Annotated in this window: 17 protein-coding genes and 1 riboswitch; of the genes, 10 read left to right on the plus strand and 7 right to left on the minus strand. The window is 46.0% G+C overall.

The genetic code is table 11. The annotated features are described in order from the left end of the window. Positions 1 to 2: 2 nt before the first annotated feature. The gene (locus tag L5L98_RS15445; RefSeq protein ID WP_263142205.1) at positions 3 to 2,138 is read right to left on the minus strand and encodes a S9 family peptidase; all 2,136 of its coding nucleotides are present in this window, start codon (positions 2,136 to 2,138) and stop codon (positions 3 to 5) included. A gap of 180 nt (positions 2,139 to 2,318) precedes the next feature. Next, positions 2,319 to 2,550: riboswitch (FMN riboswitch) on the plus strand. 188 nt (positions 2,551 to 2,738) lie between these two features. Here L5L98_RS15445 and ribB point away from each other — a divergent pair. Together ribB and L5L98_RS15455 are read left to right on the plus strand one after the other, a co-directional pair. After that, positions 2,739 to 3,392, plus strand: coding sequence for a 3,4-dihydroxy-2-butanone-4-phosphate synthase (gene ribB / locus L5L98_RS15450; protein WP_105250977.1), 654 nt, complete (start codon positions 2,739 to 2,741; stop codon positions 3,390 to 3,392). 433 nt (positions 3,393 to 3,825) lie between these two features. Further along, positions 3,826 to 7,050 (plus strand): EAL domain-containing protein, encoded by a 3,225-nt coding sequence (locus L5L98_RS15455; protein ID WP_263142207.1) that lies wholly within the window; start codon positions 3,826 to 3,828, stop codon positions 7,048 to 7,050. A gap of 72 nt (positions 7,051 to 7,122) precedes the next feature. Here the strand turns inward: L5L98_RS15455 and ftnA are convergent, their stop codons facing one another. Next, entirely contained in the window at positions 7,123 to 7,659 is a 537-nt protein-coding gene (gene ftnA / locus L5L98_RS15460; protein WP_105250975.1) for a non-heme ferritin, read from the minus strand. A gap of 349 nt (positions 7,660 to 8,008) precedes the next feature. Between ftnA and glp the strand changes: the two genes are divergently transcribed. The 4 genes from glp to L5L98_RS15480 all read left to right on the plus strand — a co-directional run bounded on the left by glp (position 8,009) and on the right by L5L98_RS15480 (position 11,097). After that, positions 8,009 to 9,262, plus strand: a complete 1,254-nt coding sequence (gene glp, locus L5L98_RS15465) for a gephyrin-like molybdotransferase Glp (RefSeq protein ID WP_263142210.1) — start codon at positions 8,009 to 8,011, stop codon at positions 9,260 to 9,262. 10 nt (positions 9,263 to 9,272) lie between these two features. Further along, positions 9,273 to 10,043 (plus strand): molybdopterin-synthase adenylyltransferase MoeB, encoded by a 771-nt coding sequence (gene moeB, locus L5L98_RS15470; RefSeq protein WP_263142212.1) that lies wholly within the window; start codon positions 9,273 to 9,275, stop codon positions 10,041 to 10,043. Positions 10,044 to 10,171: 128 nt separating this feature from the next. After that, entirely contained in the window at positions 10,172 to 10,834 is a 663-nt protein-coding gene (locus L5L98_RS15475; RefSeq protein ID WP_263142214.1) for a Bax inhibitor-1 family protein, read from the plus strand. Between the two features lie 17 nt (positions 10,835 to 10,851). Then, positions 10,852 to 11,097, plus strand: coding sequence for a DUF333 domain-containing protein (locus L5L98_RS15480; RefSeq protein ID WP_113941266.1), 246 nt, complete (start codon positions 10,852 to 10,854; stop codon positions 11,095 to 11,097). Between the two features lie 87 nt (positions 11,098 to 11,184). On the opposite strand, the gene rlmF is transcribed toward L5L98_RS15480, so the two are convergent. Both rlmF and L5L98_RS15490 read right to left on the minus strand, forming a co-directional pair. Next, on the minus strand, positions 11,185 to 12,285 hold the full coding sequence (gene rlmF, locus L5L98_RS15485; RefSeq protein WP_263142215.1) for a 23S rRNA (adenine(1618)-N(6))-methyltransferase RlmF: 1,101 nt from the start codon (positions 12,283 to 12,285) through the stop codon (positions 11,185 to 11,187). A gap of 58 nt (positions 12,286 to 12,343) precedes the next feature. Next, complete coding sequence (locus tag L5L98_RS15490; protein ID WP_105250969.1) at positions 12,344 to 12,772, minus strand: flagellar basal body-associated protein FliL; 429 nt, start codon at positions 12,770 to 12,772, stop codon at positions 12,344 to 12,346. Between the two features lie 170 nt (positions 12,773 to 12,942). Between L5L98_RS15490 and L5L98_RS15495 the strand changes: the two genes are divergently transcribed. Then, on the plus strand, positions 12,943 to 13,506 hold the full coding sequence (locus tag L5L98_RS15495; protein ID WP_212600815.1) for a chorismate--pyruvate lyase family protein: 564 nt from the start codon (positions 12,943 to 12,945) through the stop codon (positions 13,504 to 13,506). Between the two features lie 101 nt (positions 13,507 to 13,607). Here L5L98_RS15495 and L5L98_RS15500 read toward each other — a convergent pair whose 3' ends face one another. Continuing rightward, positions 13,608 to 16,199, minus strand: a complete 2,592-nt coding sequence (locus L5L98_RS15500; protein ID WP_263142217.1) for an immune inhibitor A domain-containing protein — start codon at positions 16,197 to 16,199, stop codon at positions 13,608 to 13,610. Positions 16,200 to 16,514: 315 nt separating this feature from the next. After that, positions 16,515 to 17,108: a YhgN family NAAT transporter gene (locus tag L5L98_RS15505; protein ID WP_011848195.1), complete on the minus strand. Its 594-nt coding sequence runs from the start codon at positions 17,106 to 17,108 to the stop codon at positions 16,515 to 16,517. A 483-nt stretch (positions 17,109 to 17,591) separates the two neighbouring features. On the opposite strand from L5L98_RS15505, the gene L5L98_RS15510 reads away from it, so the two are divergent. Both L5L98_RS15510 and L5L98_RS15515 read left to right on the plus strand, forming a co-directional pair. Further along, positions 17,592 to 19,256: a metal transporter gene (locus tag L5L98_RS15510; protein WP_263142308.1), complete on the plus strand. Its 1,665-nt coding sequence runs from the start codon at positions 17,592 to 17,594 to the stop codon at positions 19,254 to 19,256. A 61-nt stretch (positions 19,257 to 19,317) separates the two neighbouring features. Next, complete coding sequence (locus L5L98_RS15515; RefSeq protein WP_263142220.1) at positions 19,318 to 20,121, plus strand: NRDE family protein; 804 nt, start codon at positions 19,318 to 19,320, stop codon at positions 20,119 to 20,121. Between the two features lie 39 nt (positions 20,122 to 20,160). Here L5L98_RS15515 and L5L98_RS15520 read toward each other — a convergent pair whose 3' ends face one another. Beyond that, a complete protein-coding gene (locus tag L5L98_RS15520; protein WP_168826916.1) occupies positions 20,161 to 20,613 on the minus strand; it encodes a YybH family protein in 453 nt (150 codons plus the stop codon). 396 nt (positions 20,614 to 21,009) lie between these two features. Between L5L98_RS15520 and L5L98_RS15525 the strand changes: the two genes are divergently transcribed. Continuing rightward, complete coding sequence (locus L5L98_RS15525; protein WP_263142222.1) at positions 21,010 to 21,573, plus strand: lysophospholipid acyltransferase family protein; 564 nt, start codon at positions 21,010 to 21,012, stop codon at positions 21,571 to 21,573. The last annotated feature ends 19 nt before the right edge of the window (positions 21,574 to 21,592 follow it).

Here is a 21,592-nt window from a genome sequence, read left to right on the forward strand (position 1 = left end):
ACCTACTTCGCCATACCTAATAGACTCAAGAAGAACGCATATTCTTGGGCAGTGTCTTGGTACTGGCGATAACGACCACTCTTACCGCCGTGGCCAGCTTCCATATCCACATTGAATAACAACACCTTATCATCCATCTTGTACCACTTATTCTGTACATCGCGCAGTTTAGCGACCCACTTGGCGGGTTCAAAATACTGCACTTGGGAATCATGCAAACCAGTCGTCACTAACATGTGTGGGTATTCTTGCTCGGTGACATTGTCGTAGGGCGAGTAACTCAACATGTAATCAAAGTAAGTTTTCTCGTTCGGATTGCCCCACTCGTCGTACTCATTGGTCGTCAACGGAATCGACTCGTCCAGCATAGTCGTCACCACATCAACAAAAGGTACATGGGCTGCAAGGGCGAAATACTTGTCCGGCGCTTGGTTAGCAATCGCGCCCATTAGCAAACCACCCGCGCTGCCGCCAGAGGCAACAACCTTGTTTTTGTCGCCATAACCTTGCGCCGTTAATGCCGTTGTTACGTCGATAAAATCATTGAAGGTATTCTGCTTATTCAACAATTTACCATTGTCATACCAAGGGCGGCCGAGCATTTCTGAGCCGCGCACATGGGCGATGGCATACACAAAACCGCGGTCAAGCAGACTGATAACAGATGAAGAAAAATCGGGTTCTACTGTGTAACCGTAAGATCCATAACCGTATTGGTACAGAGGGTTAGTGCCATCTTTCTTGAATTTATCTTTGCGATACACCAAAGAGACGGGCACTTTCGCACCGTCGCGGGCCGTCACAAATATCCGTTCGGCACGATACTGGCTGGCATCGAAGCCGCCTAAGACTTGATCTTGTTTCAATAAATCACGTCTATCGGGATTCACCAGCGAATATTCGTATACGGCTTCTGGCGTCGTTAGGCTGGAGTAGAAAATGCGTAACTTATTGCTGTCTTGCTGGGAATTAATCTCTAAACCCATCACATAAGCAGGCTCATCAAAGCTCAACTCGAAGGGCTTTTGACCATTGAGCGGCATCACTTTAATCCGCGTTAGGCCATTTTCACGGGTCTGAATAATCAGATAATCCTTGAGCACTAACTCGTCTTCGATACGGGCATTGGAATTATGCGCAACCACTTCTTGCCACTTAGATTTATCCGCAGCATCTTTAATGGCGACTTTCATCAAACGGAAGTTAGTCGCCTGCCAGTTGGTGAGAATGTAATAAGTATCACCCAGCTTAGACACACTGTATTCGTGACCTTCTTCCCGCGCTAATACTGGCTTGAATAAACCTAAAGGCTCGCTGGCATCGAGAATAGACACTTCACTCGTCGTGGTGCTTTCTTGGAACAACACAATTTGCGACTCATCTAAGGTTTTGCCGAGTGAGATATAAAATGAATCGTCTTGTTCTTCATACACTAAGACATCGCTCGATTGCTTAGTGCCCAGCTCGTGGCGATACACTTGATAGCCCAGCAAGGTTTTTAGATCTTTGGCGATATAGAACACATGCTTGTTGTCGTTCGCCCACACTACGCGACCTTCGGTATTTTCAAGCACGTCGGTGATCATGTCGCCCGAAGCCAAGTCTTTAAAATAGATGTGATATACACGGCGGCTTAGGACATCTTCGCCAAAGGCCAACATGGTTTCATCTGGGCTGACACTGGCGCCGCCTAAACCATAAAACTCATGGCCCTTAGCTCGCTCGTTAACATTGAGCATCACTTGCTCAACACCATCGGCGCCCTTACGGCTGATCAGCGGATATTCGCTGCCCTCTTGGTATCTGTGATAGTAGCTGTGCTGATGCCATTGGTACGGCACGCTCGACTCATCGGCGACTAAACGCTCGGTTAACTCTTTATAAAGACCATCTTGCAGCGGCTTTAATGGTTTGAAATAAGCAGCGGTATAGCGATTCTCAGCGTTGAGATAGGCCAACACTTTAGGATCTTTGCGCTCATCATCACGCAGCCAATAGTAATCATCGGTACGTGTTACGCCATGTAAAGTCATCACATGGGGAATTTTTTCAGCAACCGGGGCGGGTACTTGCCCTTTGGAGGTCGAACAAGCGGATAACAGCATAACAATACCTAAAGTGAGTAGCAGAGAGCGCATTTATACGTCCTTGTGACGTCCATAACGACCGTCGAAGAATGCGACGGCAAGTCAATTAGCTTATGTGTTCAGTATGATAGTGGTCAGGTGTGCACTAGCGCAAACATTGAACGTGAGAAGTTGCCATTCGCGGTAAATAAGAGCAACATAACCGCGTTTTTGAGCGCAAATGGCTCAAAAGCAAATTCTCAGGGCGGGGTGAAACTCCCCACCGGCGGTAAATGGGTAACGACTAAGTGATTATTTTGCTGAGCGACACCCAAAGCCCGCGAGCGCCCGAAATCACTTTCGGGGTCAGCAGATCTGGTGCCTTAGATTTTGCCTAGTGCAAAACTGACTATTCCAGAGCCGACGGTAATGGACTGTTTACTTTAATGGCGACAGTGCTGAGTCCGGATGGAAGAGAATGTAAGACAACATTGTGGTATCTCAGTGCAACGCGCTTGTGTATCTCAGTGTTAGCCTCATGTTTTGCAATAACTTCACACCAAGTGAAGTGATATTGCTACAGCAAAATCGAGCCTTTTGGTTTGATTACGTTGTATTTCTGCACGCCCTGATTCTGGATATTCCAATGTCGTTTATTTAAGGATATTAACCATGAATCAGTCTTTACTTGCTCCTTTTGGTACTGCTATCGAACGCGTTGAAGCGGGTCTTAATGCCCTGCGTCAAGGCCAAGGTGTATTAGTTGTCGATGACGAAGATAGAGAAAACGAAGGCGATTTAATTTTCGCTGCCGAGACGCTGACTAACGCGCAAATGGCCATGCTCATCCGTGAATGTAGCGGTATTGTTTGCCTGTGTTTACCCGATGCAAAAGTCAAAGCCCTCGAATTGCCCCCTATGGTGGAAAACAACTCGAGCCAATACGGCACTGCGTTTACTGTGAGTATTGAAGCTAAAGTCGGTGTGACTACAGGGGTTTCTGCCGCCGATCGCGTGACCACCATTAAAGCGGCGATTGCCGATGGCGCTAAGCCAAGTGATCTCGCTCGTCCTGGCCATGTGTATCCACTTCGCGCCCAACCGGGTGGGGTATTGACCCGCCGTGGTCACACTGAAGGCACTATTGATTTAATGCAACTCGCGGGTTTAAAAGCCGCTGGCGTATTGTGTGAAGTCACTAACACCGATGGCACTATGGCGCGTTTACCCGAAATTATTGCCTTCGGTGCTCAGCACAATATACCCGTGTTGACGATTGAAGATATTGTCGTTTATCGCAAATCATTGCTGGCCAATGTCGGCTAGATAACACGCCAATCGCCTGAATCTAGGGCATTGATTTAAATAGAAGGACGTTTAGCTACGGCAAACGTCCTTTTTATTTAAGTAGATTTACCGTTAACAATCGCGTTCCACCTAATGCACTAAAAACCGATGAAAGGTAAAGTTAAACAAGTCATTCTTTCGAATGATGAAATACTGCTTCACATCACAGACAAAGCAAATGCTTGTTTGATAGGTGCAAAATAGGTTAATAAAAATAGTCTCTTAGCATGATATATAACAATTTGCTTAATTTCGTGACCTAGATTAGATATCCATAAACTAAAGGTCGCGGTAGCTGGCCGCCTATGTTAAATATCCTCACCCTGTGCCTAGTCCTATTTGTAACTCGGATTCAACGTTATTACGTTGAATTTTCTTTTTCTGCCTAGGCGAACGAGTGGAGTGATCTTTAATGCCGTCAGCGCTACACCATCTCAGTTTGAAGCAAAAGCTCATTCTGTTTTCGTTAGTCCCATTATTAATGATGAGCTTTTTCATTCTGACGCGCATGCATGACTTGATAAAGGAATCACACTCGGCCAAGCACAATCATCTTGCGGTACAAACGACGGTACAAATCACTGAGCTACTCTATCAGTTGCAAAACGAATATGGTCTAAGTACAAATCAGCGACCAACCGATGAAGTGCTATTACAGCAACAAGCGACTAGATCAAAAGCACTCGATGCATTACTGAACAGTGAGCCTTTAGAGCATCTTCTGGAGGCGCTCGACCCTAAAAGTATTGAAGCAAACAAAATGAACGCATTGTTGGATGCGCTCAAACTCACAGGCAACAAGCTCGCTAACGTTCACCAAAACCACACAGACGAAACACTGAGTCAGTTTACGGAACTCTATAATCAATTCCACACTCAGCTTTTGCAGCTCATTCAGTTATTACAGTTACAAACCAACGAAATCAGTCAGTCCCGTGCCTATACCGATCTATTGAACCTACTTATGGTGCAGGAGTTGGCCGTAAAAGAACGAAGTGCCATCAATCAATTACTGCTCAGCAAGTCACTCAATATTAATGATTACCGCACCATAATCTCCTTTATGTATGAATATGAGCGAGCCGTGATGCACGCGAGTAATGCATCAATTTCCGATAGAAGGTCCTTACTGCAAAATCTACAAGATTCGCCAGAAAATCAACGCATTCTGCAAATCAGCAAGCAAATTGAACAACAAACTCGCATTAGCGCTCTGGCACAAAATATTAATGCCTACTTAGGTTACGGTGGCTTAATGGGCAGTTTTCAGGACTATTTGCTTAAGGGCGATGAGATTTCACTGCAAAAATTTAATGCAGCACTTGCGACGATTCAGCTTAATTTGGATGAACTCAGTCACGAGACTCGTTATCTGCCCGAATTTAAGGCGGCGCTGAAAACCATTGAGGACAGCATAAATCAATACCAGTTCAGCATGGTCAAGTTGCAGCAACTGCAGCAACAAGGTTTGCCGATGACGAAGATCAAAGCCATCGCGCAAGTCCCAGCCAGTGAGGACAAATTAAGCCAAGCGATGAGCCAACTATTAATGCCGCCACATCCAATTGATAGCCAGGAGTGGTGGGATCTCACCACTCAGCGTATCAATCAACTACATTTGCTGGCGCAAAATATCACCAAGAACATGGCGCAGCAGAGCGAATATCAACAAAACCACACCTTAATCTTACTCAGCTTATACTTGTTCTCGGCTTTGTTCACCGCGACCATCACACTTTGGCTTGGACAAAAGATAATCCGCAATTTTATGGATAAGATCACTAAGATTGCCAATGACATGCAGCAAATGGCAGCAGATCCACAGCTCAATATTAATATCCAAGTCTCAGGCACAGATGAACTCGCCCGCATGGCCCGTGCCATGACCCGTATGATTAGCGAACGGCAAAAAGCAAACCATGCCCTAAGCCGCGCTGCAGCTGTGTTTGACTATTCTGCCGAAGGCATAATGGTGACAGATGCCGACAACCATATTGAACTAGTCAACCCCGCGTTTTGTCAGATCACGGGCTATTCATTGGAAGAAGTGAAAGGCCGCAGTCCCTCCCTACTCAGCTCTAGCCGTCATCCTAAGCACTTTTACACCGCCATGTGGGAGTCACTACAAAAAGAAGGGAAATGGGAGGGTGAAGTTTGGAATAAACGCAAAGATGGCCAAGTATATCCCGAGTATCTAGCGATCACTGTGGTGCGAAATGAGCAAGGTAAAATAATCCAACATATTGGTTTATTTATGGATATCAGTAAGCGTAAGCAATATGAGCAGGATCTTTGGTATCAGGCCAACTTCGATGGGTTAACTGGGCTGCCTAATCGTAAGCTGTTCAATGAACGACTACAGCACGAAATCCATGTGGCGCAGCATGACTCTCGCAAGCTGGCTATCTTGCTGATTGATTTGGATCAATTCAAATATATCAATGATGTACAAGGTCATGCCACTGGCGACTTATTACTTAAAGATGTCGCAAAGCGCTTAGAAGGCATTGCGGGGAAAACCGATTTTATCGCACGTATCGGTGGCGACGAGTTTGTACTTATTTTGCCGCGACTGACTAACGAACTCGCCATCGAACACATGGCAACCCGAATCATTGAAACCTTAGGTATGCCATTTAACTTAAATGACCGCGAGATCCAGATTTCGGCCAGCTTTGGTATTGGCGTCTATCCCGAAGATGGGTTAGATACCGGCTCACTCACCCGCAATACCGAAACCGCCATGTATCAAGCCAAAGACGCAGGGCGGAACAATTTTAAATACTTCACCGCGGGTATGAATCAAGCCATGTTCGCCCGGATGGAGTTAGAACAACGCCTACGCCGTGCCGTGGCACAAAATGAATTTGCCCTGCATTATCAACCTATCGTGGATATGCAAACCGGAAGTGTCTGCAGCGTCGAAGCCCTTATCCGCTGGCAAGATCCCGAGCTTGGGTTGATCCCGCCGGATCAATTTATCCCGTTAGCCGAAGAGACTGGATTGATAGAGCCTATGGGCGAATGGGTGCTCAACCAAGCCATGCATGACCTGAGGCAATGGCAGAAAAGTGGCTTAAATATCAATGTCGCGATTAATGTTTCCAGCCGCCAATGTATCAATACACGCGGCATGGGGTTCGACCAAGTGTTGCAGGAGTGCTTCAACCGCCACCACGTTAACCCACGAAATGTGCATATTGAGATCACTGAAAGCATGCTGATGGGCGATGCCAGCCATTGCTTGAGCACGCTCGAGTCTATTCGTCATTTAGGCTCGCAAATCTATATTGATGACTTTGGTACGGGTTATTCTTCCCTGAGTTATCTGAAAAAATTCCCGATTTCAGTGATTAAAATCGACCGTAGCTTTGTGGAAAATGCCCTCGAAAATAACTCGAACGCCAACTTAGTCAAAGCGATTGTCATGATGGGACAAAGCCTAGAAATGGAGTTAGTTGCTGAAGGCATAGAAACCGAAGCACAGTGGCACTTCCTACGAGATTTAGGTTGTCACTTCGCTCAAGGGTATTTGATCTCCAAGCCGCTCCCCTTCAATGAAATCACTCCCTTGCTACGCATCAAGCACACAGCACTGTTGAATGATGGCTATCAAGATAAATGCGTGAATATCTAAGCTTATAAAAAATAAAATGATAAAGAACAAAAAAGCAGCCTAGGCTGCTTTTTTGTGGCAAATAAAACGGACTTAAGCCTGTGGTTGGCCTTGGCCGTTCATTATGCTTTCGCCACCCTTAGAGGCTAGCTTAGCTAAATCTTTATCAATAAAGAACAGTGCTTTACCATCTTCGCCCACTAAACGTATCTTATCGACAATCGACTTAAACAGCTTTTCTTCTTCGTGCTGCTCAGCGACATACCATTGTAAGAAGTTAAAGGTTGAGTAATCTTGATTCGAAAATGCGGCATGGGCCAAGGCATTGATCTGACGGGTAATCAGCTGCTCATGCTCATAGGTTAATTCAAACAACGCCAGTAAAGAATCGAACTGTGACTGCGGCGCCGCAATCGCACCTAACAAAGGTAAGCCACCAGTTTCACTCACATACGTGAACAGACGACGCATATGGCCCATTTCTTCATCCGCGTGCTCACGCATAAACTTAGCTGCGCCTTCAAATCCCTGATCTTCACACCACGCACTCATTTGCAGGTATAAATTTGAGGAGAAGAACTCCATATTAATTTGTTCATTCAACTTTTCGATCATAGTTGCAGACAGCATAGTAAATCCTCTTTTGCATTCGAACTGAATCATGGGGGACATTGTCATCAAGGGGGTCGACAAAAGCAACAAAATTTACCTTTGGATTTCTTGCTAAGTTAATGATTCATTGATAAAAATGATTTTCATTTGTTCATCGACTCGCGTTCAACCCTCGAATTAGCGCAGTAAATTGTGTGACTTCTAGCGAGGTTATCGCCCAAAGTGGCAGAAAAAACTGACTGGCCTATCACAGAAACTCACATGCAAATCATAGCCATCCCAGATCACCGTGGCATAATAGCCAGTCATAATCAGGTGGAAATTCATTCAGCGTCATTACGACCCATTGCATATAAGGCAGACCCTAATGTCCGTAACAGCCGATCCTTGTTCGCAACCTAGCTTAATGCATCCAGATCAAGCTATTCCCCTTTTGCTCGAGCAAGTTAGTCCAGTGTCAGACACCGAAGTCGTATTGCTTCCCCATGCCCTTGGCCGCGTCCTAGCAGAAGATTTAGCTTCCTGCATCGACCTGCCGCCCTTTAACAACTCTTCTATGGACGGCTACGCCTTCCGTTTTGTCGACTTAAATACGCAAACCAATCAGACCGCATTGCGCCTTATCGGCAATTCCTTCGCCGGCCATGGTTTTAAAGGTGAAGCCAAACCTAATACCTGCGTGCGGATCATGACGGGCGCACCTGTGCCTACGGGTTATGACACAGTGCAAATGCAGGAAGAAGCTGAGGTTGAAGGAGAGATTATTCATATCCGCCACCCTAAGGCGCAAGGCGCCAATGTGCGTTGCCGCGGTGAAGAACTCACCCAAGGCACTAAAGTGCTCAGTGCTGGCATTCAAATTGGTGCTGCCGAACTCGGGGTGTTGGCCACGATTGGCGTTAGCCAAGTGCGAGTTTATCGTCAGCTTAAAGTGGCCTTTTTCTCCACAGGCGATGAACTGCGTCCCGTTGGCAGCGAATTAGCCCTAGGACAAATTTACGATTCAAACCGTTACTCGATCCAAGGTTTACTCAGCCGCGCTAACGTGGAATGGCTCGATTTAGGCGTGATTGCCGATGATCCTGAAGCCATACGTCAGGCATTTCGCCATGCTGCCAGCCAAGCCGACATGGTATTAACCTCGGGTGGCGTGTCGGTCGGTGAAGCAGATTTCACCAAACAAATTCTTGATGAGGAAGGCAAAATTACCTTCTGGAAACTCGCCATCAAACCAGGCAAGCCCTTTGCCATGGGCCGTATCGGCAAAGCAATATTCTGTGGTTTACCGGGGAATCCCGTGTCTTCTATGGTGACGTTTTACAAACTCGTTTGGCCAATACTGAACAAGATGCAGGGCTTAACCCCAGTTGCACCTTTGATGTTAGACGCTACGCTCACCACGCCTGTGCGTAAACAACCGGGCCGCGTCGAATATCAACGGGGCGTTTTAAGCCGTAATGCACAAGGTAAACTTGAAGTTGCCATTACCGGTAGCCAAGGTTCTGGCATGTTGACTTCGATGAGCTTAGCAAACTGTTTCGTTTTATTGGAGCAATTCCAAGGCGATACTCCCGCTGGCACCCTAGTGACGGTCGAGCCATTTAACAGCGTGCTTTGCTAGGAAAATCTCAATGAATGTGCCAGAAGATATTCTCAGCGACAGCGAACTCTTAAGATACAGCCGCCAAATATCCATCAAGGCTATGGATATCGACGGTCAAGAACGCTTAAAACAGGCCAAAGTGCTGATGATAGGTGCTGGCGGTTTAGGCTGTGCCGCCAGCCAGTACCTGACAGTTGCGGGTATTGGTGAGCTGACACTGGTCGATTTTGATACAGTTGAATTATCCAACCTGCAGCGCCAAGTGCTGCATCAAGATGCCAATGTCGGCCAGCCTAAAGTCGAATCAGCTAAACAGAGCCTCATGCAGCTCAATCCCTTTATTAAGATCAACATTATCAATGCAGTATTAGATGATCATGAGATTGACGCCCTAGTCGCCGATCACGGACTAGTGCTCGACTGTACCGATAATGTCAGTGTGCGCGAGCAACTTAATCTCAGCTGTTTTAAGTATAAAGTGCCCTTAGTGTCTGCCGCGGCAATTCGGATGGAAGGCATGGTCACTGTGTTCGATTATCACAGCGAAACGCCTTGTTATCATTGCTTTAGCGCCCTATTTGGCGAGCAACAACTGAGCTGCGTTGAATCGGGCATCCTAGCACCAGTGGTCGGTATGATAGGTTGTTTGCAGGCGGTTGAAGCCATCAAAGTGATTACTGGTATGGGTAAAACCTTAGCAGGACGTATTTTGATGATCGATGCAATGACGATGGAGTTTCGCGAGATGAAGTTACCGAAACAAGCCTGCTGCAATGTTTGTGGCACTGAAGAGGCTTAGGTTGTTCTCGCTTGAAAAACGGCTTTATTTACACTAGCTTAATTGCCACCGCTTAATTTGCCGTCATATAGCTCAACACTGATGACGCTTAATGGCCCGTTAAAATAAGGAAATCACAAGGAAAACATATGGATTCGGAAAACAGTGTATTTGACCGCATGACCACAGACGACCCCATCGTTGGCGCAGGTATTTACAACCTCGTTATCGGCCTCACGCTGATTTGGGGTTTTGCCGTTAACTATTGGATGGTCACCAATATCGACCCAGAGGCGATTGCCAGTGTTAATCCTTGGATTTTCTTTATCGGCTATTTCGCCTCCTGTTTCTTTGGGATTTATCTGTTCCAAAAATCGACTAATCCCGTTGTCAGTTTTATTGGCTACAACTTTGTAGTCGTGCCCTTCGGCTTAATTATCAATATGGTGGTCAGACAATACGATCCCGAATTGGTGACTGAGGCCATTCGTATCACAGGGCTAGTGACTATAGCCATGATGTGCTTAGGCACACTCTTCCCCGCCTTTTTCCAAAAAATTTCCGGCGCACTCACGATTGCTTTATTGCTCGTTATCGTCGTCGAACTGATTGAAGTGTTTATCTTTAATACTCACCACGGCATTTTAGATTGGATAGTCGTGCTGATTTTCTGCGGTTATATTGGTTATGACTGGGGACGGGCGAATCAAATCCCTAAAACCATAGATAATGCCATCGATAGCGCCGCCGCTTTGTATATGGATATCATCAACTTGTTCCTACGTATCCTGCGGATTTTAGGGCGAAAATAACTCACCAAGGAGTGTCTATGAAAATCAAATTCCTGCTTGTTACTGCTCCACTTCTGGCGAGTCTGGTATTAGTCGGATGCAGTGATACTGAACAAGTAAAAATAGCCAATCCCGCCTCTGAGTATTGTGTCTCCATTGGTGGCAAATTAACAATTGAGAAAACTGCCGAAGGTGAACATGGGATCTGCACCTTACCCAGCGGTGAAGCAATTGAAGAGTGGGCGTTATTCCGTCGCGATCATAAGGAAGAAAAGCCGCAGTAACAGTGGCTATTTTTACCTTTAATAAAAACAGGCGCCATTAGCGCCTGTTTTGTTAATAGTACTTAATTGGGTCATACCCAAAAAGCCTTAACGGGCTAAGTGTTCACCGCGCCAGATTTTGCGCTTAGCTGCAGACTGGAAGCTCCACGCCAAAACTCGCGTAATTTTATTACCCTGCTGCATCTCAATCGTTTTCACAGTATCGACGTTCAACTGCGCTAAGGCTTGATAACAAGGTTTCAGGTTTTCCTTCTTCGACACTAGACTGGTAAACCATAAGCATTGATCTGCAAACATTTGGCTCTCACGGATCATAGTCGCTAGAAACTGTCGTTCACCGCCTTGGCACCAAAGTTCAGCTCCTTGACCGCCGAAATTCAGCTTAGGTGCAACCTTTACCAAGCCACCTCGATTGAGCTGCAGATTATTCACCTTACGCTTTGTACCTTCGCTCGCCTCAGCCATAGAGGCATGAAATGGCGGATTGCACAGGGTTAACGCAAAACGTTCTCCGGCTTGAATGATTCCCTTGAAGACCGCCTTGTCATTTGGCTGTAATCGTAAACTTATCTGCCCTTGCAGCACTGGGTTTTGCTCAATAATACTCTGCACATTACTGAGTGAATGGGCATTAATATCCGAGGCGACAAATTGCCAACCGTATACTTGGCAACCCAATATGGGATAAATACCGTTCGCGCCAGTGCCGATATCTAATACCCTAGTTTTATCCAAAGCAAATACATCATCGCCTTCGGCTAGAAGGTCTGCTAAATAATGTAAATAATCGACTCGACCTGGAATAGGAGGACATAACGCTCCATCAGGAATATCCCAAGATTCAATCCCATAATGATGTTTCAGTAGCGCCGCATTAAGCATCTTAACCGCTAACGGATCGGAAAAATCGACTGATAAAGCCCCATAAGGCGTGGGTCGAACAAAGGCTTTTAGCTTAGGGAATGAACTCATCAGCGCCGGAAAATCATAGCCGTTCAAGTGTACATTTCGAGGATGCAAAGCTTTTTTAATCTCAGCACTGGGCCTGTTTTTGACCGACTTGGCTTTGCCTTTCACCTCAGTTCTAGCCTGCTTTGGTGCTTTAGTTTTTGCATGACCAATGCTGGCTGTACTAGTTAGGCGTTTCGCAGTCACTAATTGGACGGGTTTCACGGCAGGTTTTGACATAATAGCTCTTGTAACGCAATGGGCCGACCTGAGTCAGCCCATGGAATGGGGCAGTAAATTAATCGTACAGATAAGAGGTAAACAATAAGTTTACGATCAAGGGTTTGCCAGCTTCTTTGGTGATCAAGTTGTTGACCATTTCAAAGCACTCACGACGAATCTCTTCACGACCCGTGAGCGACTTAATCTTCTCTTCCGATTGATTGCCTAACACTTCAACAATCGCGGCTCGCAATAATGGATTATGGAGCTCAATTGTCACTAGATCATCTGGACTCTTTACCATTAACTCAACGCTAATCTTCACAAAACCCAATTTCTTGCGATTAGAAATATAGTTAGTGACAATTTCGGGTTCGAAACCATAGTAGGCATACTCACCCGTAGGTGGGGTTGCTGCAGCAGGTGCAGCTTCTTTTTCATCGGCCGCATAAACACTGAAAACACTTGTAAACAGGATAAGACAGACTGAGAGTAATTTTTTCATAGCGACTTACGGCTCCCTAAAACAATAATGGTAATGGAAGAAACTTCCCAATCTATATAGCCAAACAACCTGAAGATGCAGTATCCGTATCTGGAAGTAGCTTGGGTATATATGCTCGCGTCGCGACATGCTAGACTGCCGACGTTTGTTTATATTGTAACGAGTATTTAATGAATGTGACTAGCTTAAGCTTTCCCTATGGTGAATCTATTCAGTGGTTTTCAGCCGATCTAGCCGACAAACTCCCCAAATCGCCCTTGAAAGAATGGTTGCTTGCCACTGGCAGCCTAACGCAAAAACTCAAAACTTGCTGCGCTCAATTTGAAGTAAAGGTACTAGGCGAAGGACTGCATGCTCCCTTAGAGGGCGAATATCCCCAGCAAGGTGCTGTATGGATCCGTGAAGTCTTGCTTTGCCTCGACTCGATACCTTGGGTATTTGCCAGAACCTTAATCCCTGAAAAATTAATGGCCGAGCGCAAAATGGATTTCCTTAGTTTGGGTACTCGCCCCTTAGGTGAATTACTGTTTAGCCAAGATAACTTCATCCCCGGTAGAATCGAAGTTGCCAGTTTCGAAACCTGTAGTCGCCTTGCCCACTTAGCTGAAAGTTTAGATCAAAGTGTCGAACATGCACTCTGGGGACGCCGCCGCTATTTCCATCACGGTGAGCATGAAATGATCGTCAGCGAAATCTTTCTGCCAGCGGCCGAGCAAGCTATCCGTCAGTTGTAAACTTTAGACTTCATCCAAAGCTTAGTCAGAATTTAGCCTCAAGACAGATAAAAAATGCCTCTAGATCAGAGGCATTTTTGTTCGTGTTTCAAACAATCAACTTAGTGAACATTTAACTGGCGGCGCCAAGTCAATAAGCTAAGGAAGGCAAGGCTTAACCAACCTAAGCTGCCGCCACCTGAACTCTCACTGGCCGGCGGAGTTACTGGAGGCGTAACAGGTGCAACAACCGTTACCGTCGAACTGCTAATCGCCTTAGTATTTTGCGCATCGATAACCGTAAGTGTCACTGTATAAGTGCCAGCCTTCGCATAGGTATGGGTTGGCGCCGTGACAGTGCTTGTCGTGCCATCACCAAAATCCCAAGCGTAGGTTAATACTCCCATACCACCATCAACGTTACTGGTGAAGTTCACCGCTAATTGACTAACTGTCTTACCAAAACTGACAGTTAACGGCGCTATAGCATCAGAGTTCGCATTCGCAAGACGAATAACCGCAGTACCATTGTTGCTGGCTTGAGATAGTACCTGCATTGTCAACCCTAGCTGCTGCAACACCATACCTGACTGTGGCTGTAGTGGCGCGCTGTAATCAAAACTGTCATCGAACAGGCTGACAGCATCGCGATGATTGTCCTCAAAATAGAAGGTTTGATTTACTGTACTAAAGGCCGCATCACGAATTTGTACGTCGGTAGAGCGAGTGCCAATCATGTTTTGGTCAGCATCAATCACGCCAATCAAGCCATGGCCAGCATGGTTTGAAACGTTATTGTCTCTGAAACCTAAATCTTCTAACCAGAGTAAAACTCCGGGATCAAAGCTTTTTGCTTTCAAACCCGCATCGACACCATTATGGCTACGCAGCTGAATAATATAACGAGACTGGGATTTTGGATCCGGACGAGAATCCTTAATCCGGCTATAGCCATAAAGCGTCATTTTATCCGCAACTTCAGCGTTATCACCATATAACTCAGTGGTATTTTGTTTAACACTGATGTTATCAATAGTGATCCCTGACTTAGAGGTTAAATCATCGGTGACATAGTTGATCTCGACAGCAACAGATTTTCCAGAATATGCTGATAAATCATATTCTAATGTTACCCAAGCATCACGACCTTCCGCCTGAGCAAGCGCAGACGATTCACCAGTGATGATATGACGAGCGCTATTTATCCCATTGTTCGACTTAGTGTAATTACCCGCAATGGCCGCACCATCCACTTTCACCTGCATGTAGTCAAAGTCAAGTTCAATACTCCAACTGGCCTTCATACTCAGAATCAGTTTATCTGTGGTTACGGCAGGTAATTTAACATTAAAAATCATGCTGTTATTCAGCATATTTCCTTGGCCAGAATAGTACTGATAACTGCCCTGATAAGGTGTTTTAAAAGGAATTAGCGTTGGAGGAAGTGGAATAGAGATCTGATTAACCGCCTGATGATTAACCGCCTCATTCAACGTCACTTCCATGCCTGATTTGGGAATGCTATCTAAGGTGATTTCACGTTCATTCAACCACTTACCTTTGTATCTTTTCTGTAGATAAGATCGAGCATAAGGGCTAAAACCACTCGGCTGAGCGCCAGGAATAGCACCAGCCCAACTACCACCAGACATTAAAGACCATAGCCCCACAGGCGAGCCGTCTTTCTTATCATTTTCAGAGGTATCGTACTCATCAGGCAGACCTAGATCATGGCCAAACTCGTGGGTACACACGCCCGTTGCCGCATCAATAGGCTGGATTGTATAACCGAATACTTTTTTGTTCGTACCAGGAAGCGCATAACCATTGGTTGCTTGGTCGACATAATATCGATGCGACCATATCGCACTCGATCCTAGTTTTCCGCCGCCGACCTCTTCGCCTACGCTAGAGTGGAAAATCATCACATGGTCGATAATGCCATCGGGCTCATCGTAAATACCGTTATTGTTCAAATCATTTTGGTCTTCAACATCATAACTCGCCAACTCAACTGCAGACATATTTGCAACCGCTTGAGATACAGCTTCTTTTACCAATTGTTCGACCTGTGAATCACTACGGGTATCTGGATCATTAGCACCATAGTATTCGGCATTTTGCGAGGCGGTATACCAGCCCTTCACATCCCCAGTAAAGGAGAAGGTTTGCCCAGAAACCGCTTGATAATATTGATACCCCGAATCTAACGTCTGCCCCTGTGGACCTTTGAAGCCCGTAGGCGAAAAGAGTAATTCCTTGTAGTGGGACGCAGGATAACTCGGGTAATACATGTCTGTATCCCCCGCTTTTAAGCCATTATCATCATGTTTTAGATCAGCAAAATCCACTAATACTGTGAGCACTTTAACGGTTTTCTTTACATCCGCATCGGCCTGTAAACGCTGTGCGGATGAGCGCATCATTTGCGATGATTTAGCTCTTTGTAGACGCGCATGTTCAGCTTCAACTTCGATGCGCGGCGCTTTGGGTTGTGCCAAAGTGGCGCGATGAATATAAGCTTCTATCGCCTCCTGCTTTACGCTATCACTGGCATCGGCGGCCACTTCGCCACGCTTAATCAACCAATATAAAATTCGATCTTTATTAATCACACCCGCATCTGCAGGCGTATGATTCGGAGCGGCAATACTCGCGCCGCTAATCAATGCCAACATCAGTCCAAACGCTGTTACGCCTTTTGTACTTCGCATTTTTAACATCCTTCTGTAACAGCTAACGCCGTTTACGCCATTCTATTTATTAAGACTAGTGTCTCTTTGTATTAAGACAAATTGCCTTTAATTAGTAACCTACTCAGGGTTTATCCGTCTTCAAGTGATAGAGACAGAGTTTTCGACATTAGCAGCACTGCACCTCAGTAACAACTTGATACACCTGTTCGCAGGTAAGATTTGCACTTTTGTCAGCAAACCTCTGTGCTGACTCAATTCCAAGCCAAATCTCAGCCATAAAAAAAACGCATTAACAACGTTAATACGGTTTCGTTTTGATCAAACTAGATAAAGTTAGCCAGCGGTTTTCAGATAGTTTGAAATGCCGTCGAGGAACATTTGCACTGAGATCATGACCAGCACCATACCCATCAAACGCTCGACTGCTGTGAGCCCCTTTTCCCCCAGCACACGGGTGAAAAGTTTATAAAACATTAAGATCACCGCACTCGCCCCCCAAGCTGACACTAACGCTATGGTCCAATCGCCCATACGTGAGCTATCGGTATGCGCCAGTAAAATCAAGGCTGCAAGAATCGATGGGCCAGCCATCAAGGGAATAGCCATAGGCACGATAAAAGGCTCTTCTCCCGCGGCTAATCCAACGACACCACCGGGTTGGGGGAAAATCATCTTAATCGCGATCAAAAACAGAATAATACCGCCTGCAATACTCACAGATTCGGAACGAAGATTTAAGAAACTTAAAATGGCTTCACCCGCATAAAGGAAAGACAACATGATCACTAAGGCGAAAAGTAATTCTCGGATCAGTACCTTACGACGTTTCTTGGGATCGATATGCCGTAGAATCGACGCGAAAATCGGCAAATTCCCCAAAGGGTCCATGATCAGAAACAACATTACCGCAGCAGAAAATATATCCATTTAACGTATCAACACCCAAGCCAACATAAGCCGATATTATATACCCAAACAATCTGAAGATGCAGGATTCAGCGGGAATGTAACGCACTTTAGGCAAGGCGGTTATTTGCGGACCTAGTGGGCTAAGTTAAAAATAACCAACACGGCATAAAGTACGTTACAACCCGCCGGAACGGAGCGCCGAGGGAGCTCCACTTCTGTGTTGCAACAATTCAAAAGGTGGCCGACATTCTGTCATTGATGCTCCTTGAATTGAAGCACCCTAGGCGCTCTGAAACTCGTATCTTCAGGTAGCTTGGGTATAGTACCTTTTCTCGAGTTAGATCTGAAAATTTCTCCGCAGAATGGCCAAAGTGAATAAAATTCTCACCTTCAAAACACAGTATAAAATGTCAGTTGAGTAAATTGCCTGCAAGTCACTGCTCACTTTGCTTTACAGCTGGTATACTATGGCGTTTTTTCAGCAAATTTTCCGTGGAATCCATGCTCTATCTTCTTGCTAGCTGTATCGCACTCTTAATTGGCCCTCTGTTTTATCGCTACTTCTCATCGAGTAGTGGCTTACAAAAGGGGCTCGATGGTTTTATATTCGTCTCATTAGGCGGATTAGTGCTGATCCACATCTTGCCAGAATTACTCGAGCATGGTGGCATGCTTGCGATCGTCTTTGTACTCCTCGGCATCTGGGGGCCTACCGCCAGCGAACGCCTATTTCACCGTTATTCAGAAGTCACCCATAATTTTACGCTTTTCTTGGGTATTGGTGGCTTATTACTGCATACCATCACCGATGGCACCGCTATGGTTTTGGCGCAGCAAGACGATAACTCCATTCTGCTAGCTCTTGGTGTCATACTCCACCAATTACCCGTCGGTTTTGCAGTATGGTGGATACTTAAACCCCATCTCGGAACACGTTGGACACTTATGATCTTTGCAGCCCAGATGCTATTTACAGGCATAGGCTATTTCGCCGGTGAGCAACTACTTCCTTATTTAAATATCGATGACACTGTCTACTTACAAGCCTTTATTACTGGCACAATTCTGCATGTGGTACTACATCAACCCCATGGTCAGCATGAAAGTGATACGCAAGGCAAATATGAATACCAAGCTGGCATAGGTAGTTTGCTCGGCATCGGTTTACTCGTGATATTGCTATTAATGGATTCAGGCGGCCACGAACATGCCCACCATGATCACAGCACAGAGCAATTAATGACTTGGCTATTAAAGCTCGCACCCGTGTTGCTGCTAAGCTATGGTGCGGCTGCGCTGCGCTTTAAATTAGGTTTGACGCCGCAGGATGGCAGTTTAGCCCGCCGCTGGTTCCAACGCTTAGCAGGGCCTGAAGCCTTAGTGATCACAGCTCTACTTCTCGGTCCTTGGTTAGCGTTATTCCAATTGCTTGTAGTGTTTATTCTGAGTGCGTATTTAAGCCATGCTAACGTCACCATTACCGATCCACACACTAAATTACCCAGCAATTCACTGCGTTTCGGCTTTGCTCATTTAGTCGATCGCAGCGCACCTTGGATTTTACTTAGCCTAGTATTAGTGAATTTAATTGGCCACCCTTCAATGCCCTTAAGCAATCCATTGCTACAGGTTGTTGTGCTATTGCTTGTATTTTTACCAATGCGTTTCTGCAACTTAGGCGCCGCCGTACTCGCTCTTGCACTGGCTTATAGTGGTTGGAATCCTATCGCGATTATGATGCCGCTGATTGCAGCACCTGTGCTCAACATAGCTCAGCTTAAGTTAATGACATGGACGCAAAGGGCGATATTACTGAGTATTATTGCGCTGAGTTTAGCCGCAGCATTACGCTTACCACTATGGTTCTCCTTATTTACCTTGCCTGAAGTCGTGAACTTAATTGCTCTACTGATCCTCTCAGGGTTGTTTGCTGCCAGCTTACTGCGCTTAGGTCCACGTAAATTTTTACGCCGCTTAATGCTCAGCAAACCGGTAGCTCATGCGCATAGTCATTCGCACAGCCACGCCCATAGCCATTCCCACGAGAATACACATACTCATGAATCTAGCGCTTCGCACACAGACGAGCAGAAATCTGTTGTGACACCTAGTGCTGATAAACATGCACATGAACACGCAAAAACGGATAAGCACTCGCACCACTAACGCTGTTCATTTGTGAGCAGACAGGCTAAGTTAATCTACCTTTGGATTAATTTAGCCTGCTATGTGCATACTCTTTGTCGCCATTAATGCCCATCCTAAGTATCCCTTAATCATCTGTGCCAACCGCGATGAGTTTCATTATAGACCAACTGTGCCAGCGCATTTTTGGCCGCCGGAAGAAAACATACTCGCGGGTAAAGATCTGCAGGCCGGTGGCACTTGGTTTGGCATCAATAGACAAGGACAAATCGCAGGCGTAACCAATCTGCGCGTTCCGCAAAAGAACCCTGAAGCCATGCGGAGTCGTGGCGAGCTGATTACTATGACGCTCAACTCAGGATCGCTCGTGTGCCCTAATTGGCTCGTTGAACATAGCGACAATTATCAGCCGTTCAATCTCATCTTCGGCCAAGGTACAGACTTATATTGTTTTAACAGTATCAATAAAGACACAGTAAAACTTGCCGATGGATTTCATGCCATTAGCAATGGTGCACTCGATGATATTTGGCCGAAAATGGCGAAGGGACAGCAGGCATTAGAAGCGGCAATCAGCCAGTCCAGCAGTATAGAAGTGCAAGTACTGTTACAACTAATGAAAGACGATTCCCAGCCGCAAGATAATGAGCTGCCGAATACGGGAGTGGGGATCGAGTGGGAACGGCGTTTAGCTGCGATTTATATTCGTCACCCCGACTATGGCACCCGATCCACCAGCATTCTGCTCGAAGATGCTGAGGGCGGTATGCATTTCACCGAAGTGAGATACGATGGCAAAGGTAGACAGCTTGGACAGCAGGATTTCCATTTAACCCTGCCCGCCGAGCCGCCAGCCAAACCAGACTGTTTATTATCGCAAATATAATTTGAACTGCAGTGCAGCACTGAGTGTAAAGGACACGGTTTAGTCTGAACTGTGGTCCATAGTGATCACCCAACGATCGTCGATTTTTTCAATCAACAGAGTAAACGCGCCCGTTGGGGCATCTTTTATCCGCCGTAAATCCCAGCGCCCAACAACCATAGCGGCGTAATTACTGAGCATTTTTATTTCTTTGATAGTGAACTTCAGTTCACCAAGCGCTTCTTTATTTGGATAATTTTTCTTATAGGCAGCGAGAGTTTCTTCCCAGCCAAAACGAAACTTACCATTAGAGACAAAACGCAGTTGATCACTCTTCCAATAGCCTTGCATATAAGCATCGAGATCACCGCGATTCCAGGCGTCTTCTTGGCCTTTGAGCATCTGCGTAATTTCATCCGTCGGCACCGCATTAACATGACAAGTCAGCAAGAGTAACAGTGCCGCAAAAACACGCTGCCAGATAACCTTGTTTAATAGTCCATTTTTCAACATAGTATCGTTCCCCCACAATCAATCAGGTTAAACTGTATTATACCCAAGCTACCTCAAGATACGAGTTTCAGAGCGTCTAGGGTACACCAATTCAAGGCGCTTCAATGAAAGAATGTCGACCACCTTTTGAATTGATGCAACACGGAAGTGGGGTGCCCTAGGCGCTCCGTCCCGGCGGGTTTTAACGCATTTTATGCCGTGTTGGCTATTTTTAACTTAGTCCACTAGGTCCGCAAATAGCCGCCTTGCCTAAAATGCGTTCAATTACCGCTGAATTCTGCATCTTGAGGTTGTTTGGGTATATCGCGAATTCAGTACAGACTATCTTGTTTAAGCCAGTTTAAAATCTAAAAAAGCTGATGATATTATTAATTTTTCGACTCTGGGCACCGAACTATGTTTACACCACTTTGCCGTTGGCTACTTAAAACTTCAGGCTGGCAGATAGAAGGCCAACTGCCCGACTGTGCTAAATACATCATCATAGTTGCGCCGCACACTAGTAACAGGGACTTCATTGTCGGCATTTTAGCCCGTGGCGCCCTAGGTATCCGCATTCACTTTCTCGGCAAACACCAACTCTTTATCCCGCCTTGGGGCTGGTTTTTCCGCGCCATTGGCGGCAGTCCGGTGGATCGGCGCAAGAACAACAACTTAGTCGATGCCGCCGTGCAGCTGTTTGAGTCAAAATCCGATTACAAGTTAGCGCTAGCGCCAGAAGGCACCCGCGGCCCAGTGACGCGCTGGAAGTGCGGCTTTTATCATATAGCCAGCAAGGCCCAAGTACCCATTACACCCGTTGGCTTAGATTTTAGCCGCCGCACTGTCGTTATCCGCACACCACTGCAACCCAGTGATGATATCGTGACCGACATGCAAGAAATTTTGAGCTTCTATCGCACCATTAAAGGCCGTCATCCCAAGGTGATCCCTGATTTTATAGCGAGTGCTAAACATTAACATTTATTCCATTTAGAGC

The organism is Shewanella sp. SM23 (assembly GCF_025654295.1).
Taxonomy (GTDB): domain Bacteria; phylum Pseudomonadota; class Gammaproteobacteria; order Enterobacterales; family Shewanellaceae; genus Shewanella; species Shewanella oncorhynchi.

What these genes read in the sequence shown, in the direction of transcription:
- L5L98_RS15490 (WP_105250969.1), bottom strand. Translation starts at nt 12,772, where the DNA reads ATGAAAAAATTACTCTCAGTCTGTCTTATCCTGTTTACAAGTGTTTTC.
- L5L98_RS15480 (WP_113941266.1), top strand. Translation starts at nt 10,852, where the DNA reads ATGAAAATCAAATTCCTGCTTGTTACTGCTCCACTTCTGGCGAGTCTG.
- L5L98_RS15475 (WP_263142214.1), top strand. Translation starts at nt 10,172, where the DNA reads ATGGATTCGGAAAACAGTGTATTTGACCGCATGACCACAGACGACCCC.
- ftnA (WP_105250975.1), bottom strand. Translation starts at nt 7,659, where the DNA reads ATGCTGTCTGCAACTATGATCGAAAAGTTGAATGAACAAATTAATATG.
- L5L98_RS15520 (WP_168826916.1), bottom strand. Translation starts at nt 20,613, where the DNA reads ATGTTGAAAAATGGACTATTAAACAAGGTTATCTGGCAGCGTGTTTTT.
- L5L98_RS15510 (WP_263142308.1), top strand. Translation starts at nt 17,592, where the DNA reads ATGCTCTATCTTCTTGCTAGCTGTATCGCACTCTTAATTGGCCCTCTG.
- L5L98_RS15505 (WP_011848195.1), bottom strand. Translation starts at nt 17,108, where the DNA reads ATGGATATATTTTCTGCTGCGGTAATGTTGTTTCTGATCATGGACCCT.
- glp (WP_263142210.1), top strand. Translation starts at nt 8,009, where the DNA reads ATGTCCGTAACAGCCGATCCTTGTTCGCAACCTAGCTTAATGCATCCA.
- L5L98_RS15500 (WP_263142217.1), bottom strand. Translation starts at nt 16,199, where the DNA reads ATGCGAAGTACAAAAGGCGTAACAGCGTTTGGACTGATGTTGGCATTG.
- moeB (WP_263142212.1), top strand. Translation starts at nt 9,273, where the DNA reads ATGAATGTGCCAGAAGATATTCTCAGCGACAGCGAACTCTTAAGATAC.
- L5L98_RS15525 (WP_263142222.1), top strand. Translation starts at nt 21,010, where the DNA reads ATGTTTACACCACTTTGCCGTTGGCTACTTAAAACTTCAGGCTGGCAG.
- L5L98_RS15455 (WP_263142207.1), top strand. Translation starts at nt 3,826, where the DNA reads ATGCCGTCAGCGCTACACCATCTCAGTTTGAAGCAAAAGCTCATTCTG.
- L5L98_RS15495 (WP_212600815.1), top strand. Translation starts at nt 12,943, where the DNA reads ATGAATGTGACTAGCTTAAGCTTTCCCTATGGTGAATCTATTCAGTGG.
- L5L98_RS15515 (WP_263142220.1), top strand. Translation starts at nt 19,318, where the DNA reads ATGTGCATACTCTTTGTCGCCATTAATGCCCATCCTAAGTATCCCTTA.
- rlmF (WP_263142215.1), bottom strand. Translation starts at nt 12,285, where the DNA reads ATGTCAAAACCTGCCGTGAAACCCGTCCAATTAGTGACTGCGAAACGC.
- L5L98_RS15445 (WP_263142205.1), bottom strand. Translation starts at nt 2,138, where the DNA reads ATGCGCTCTCTGCTACTCACTTTAGGTATTGTTATGCTGTTATCCGCT.
- ribB (WP_105250977.1), top strand. Translation starts at nt 2,739, where the DNA reads ATGAATCAGTCTTTACTTGCTCCTTTTGGTACTGCTATCGAACGCGTT.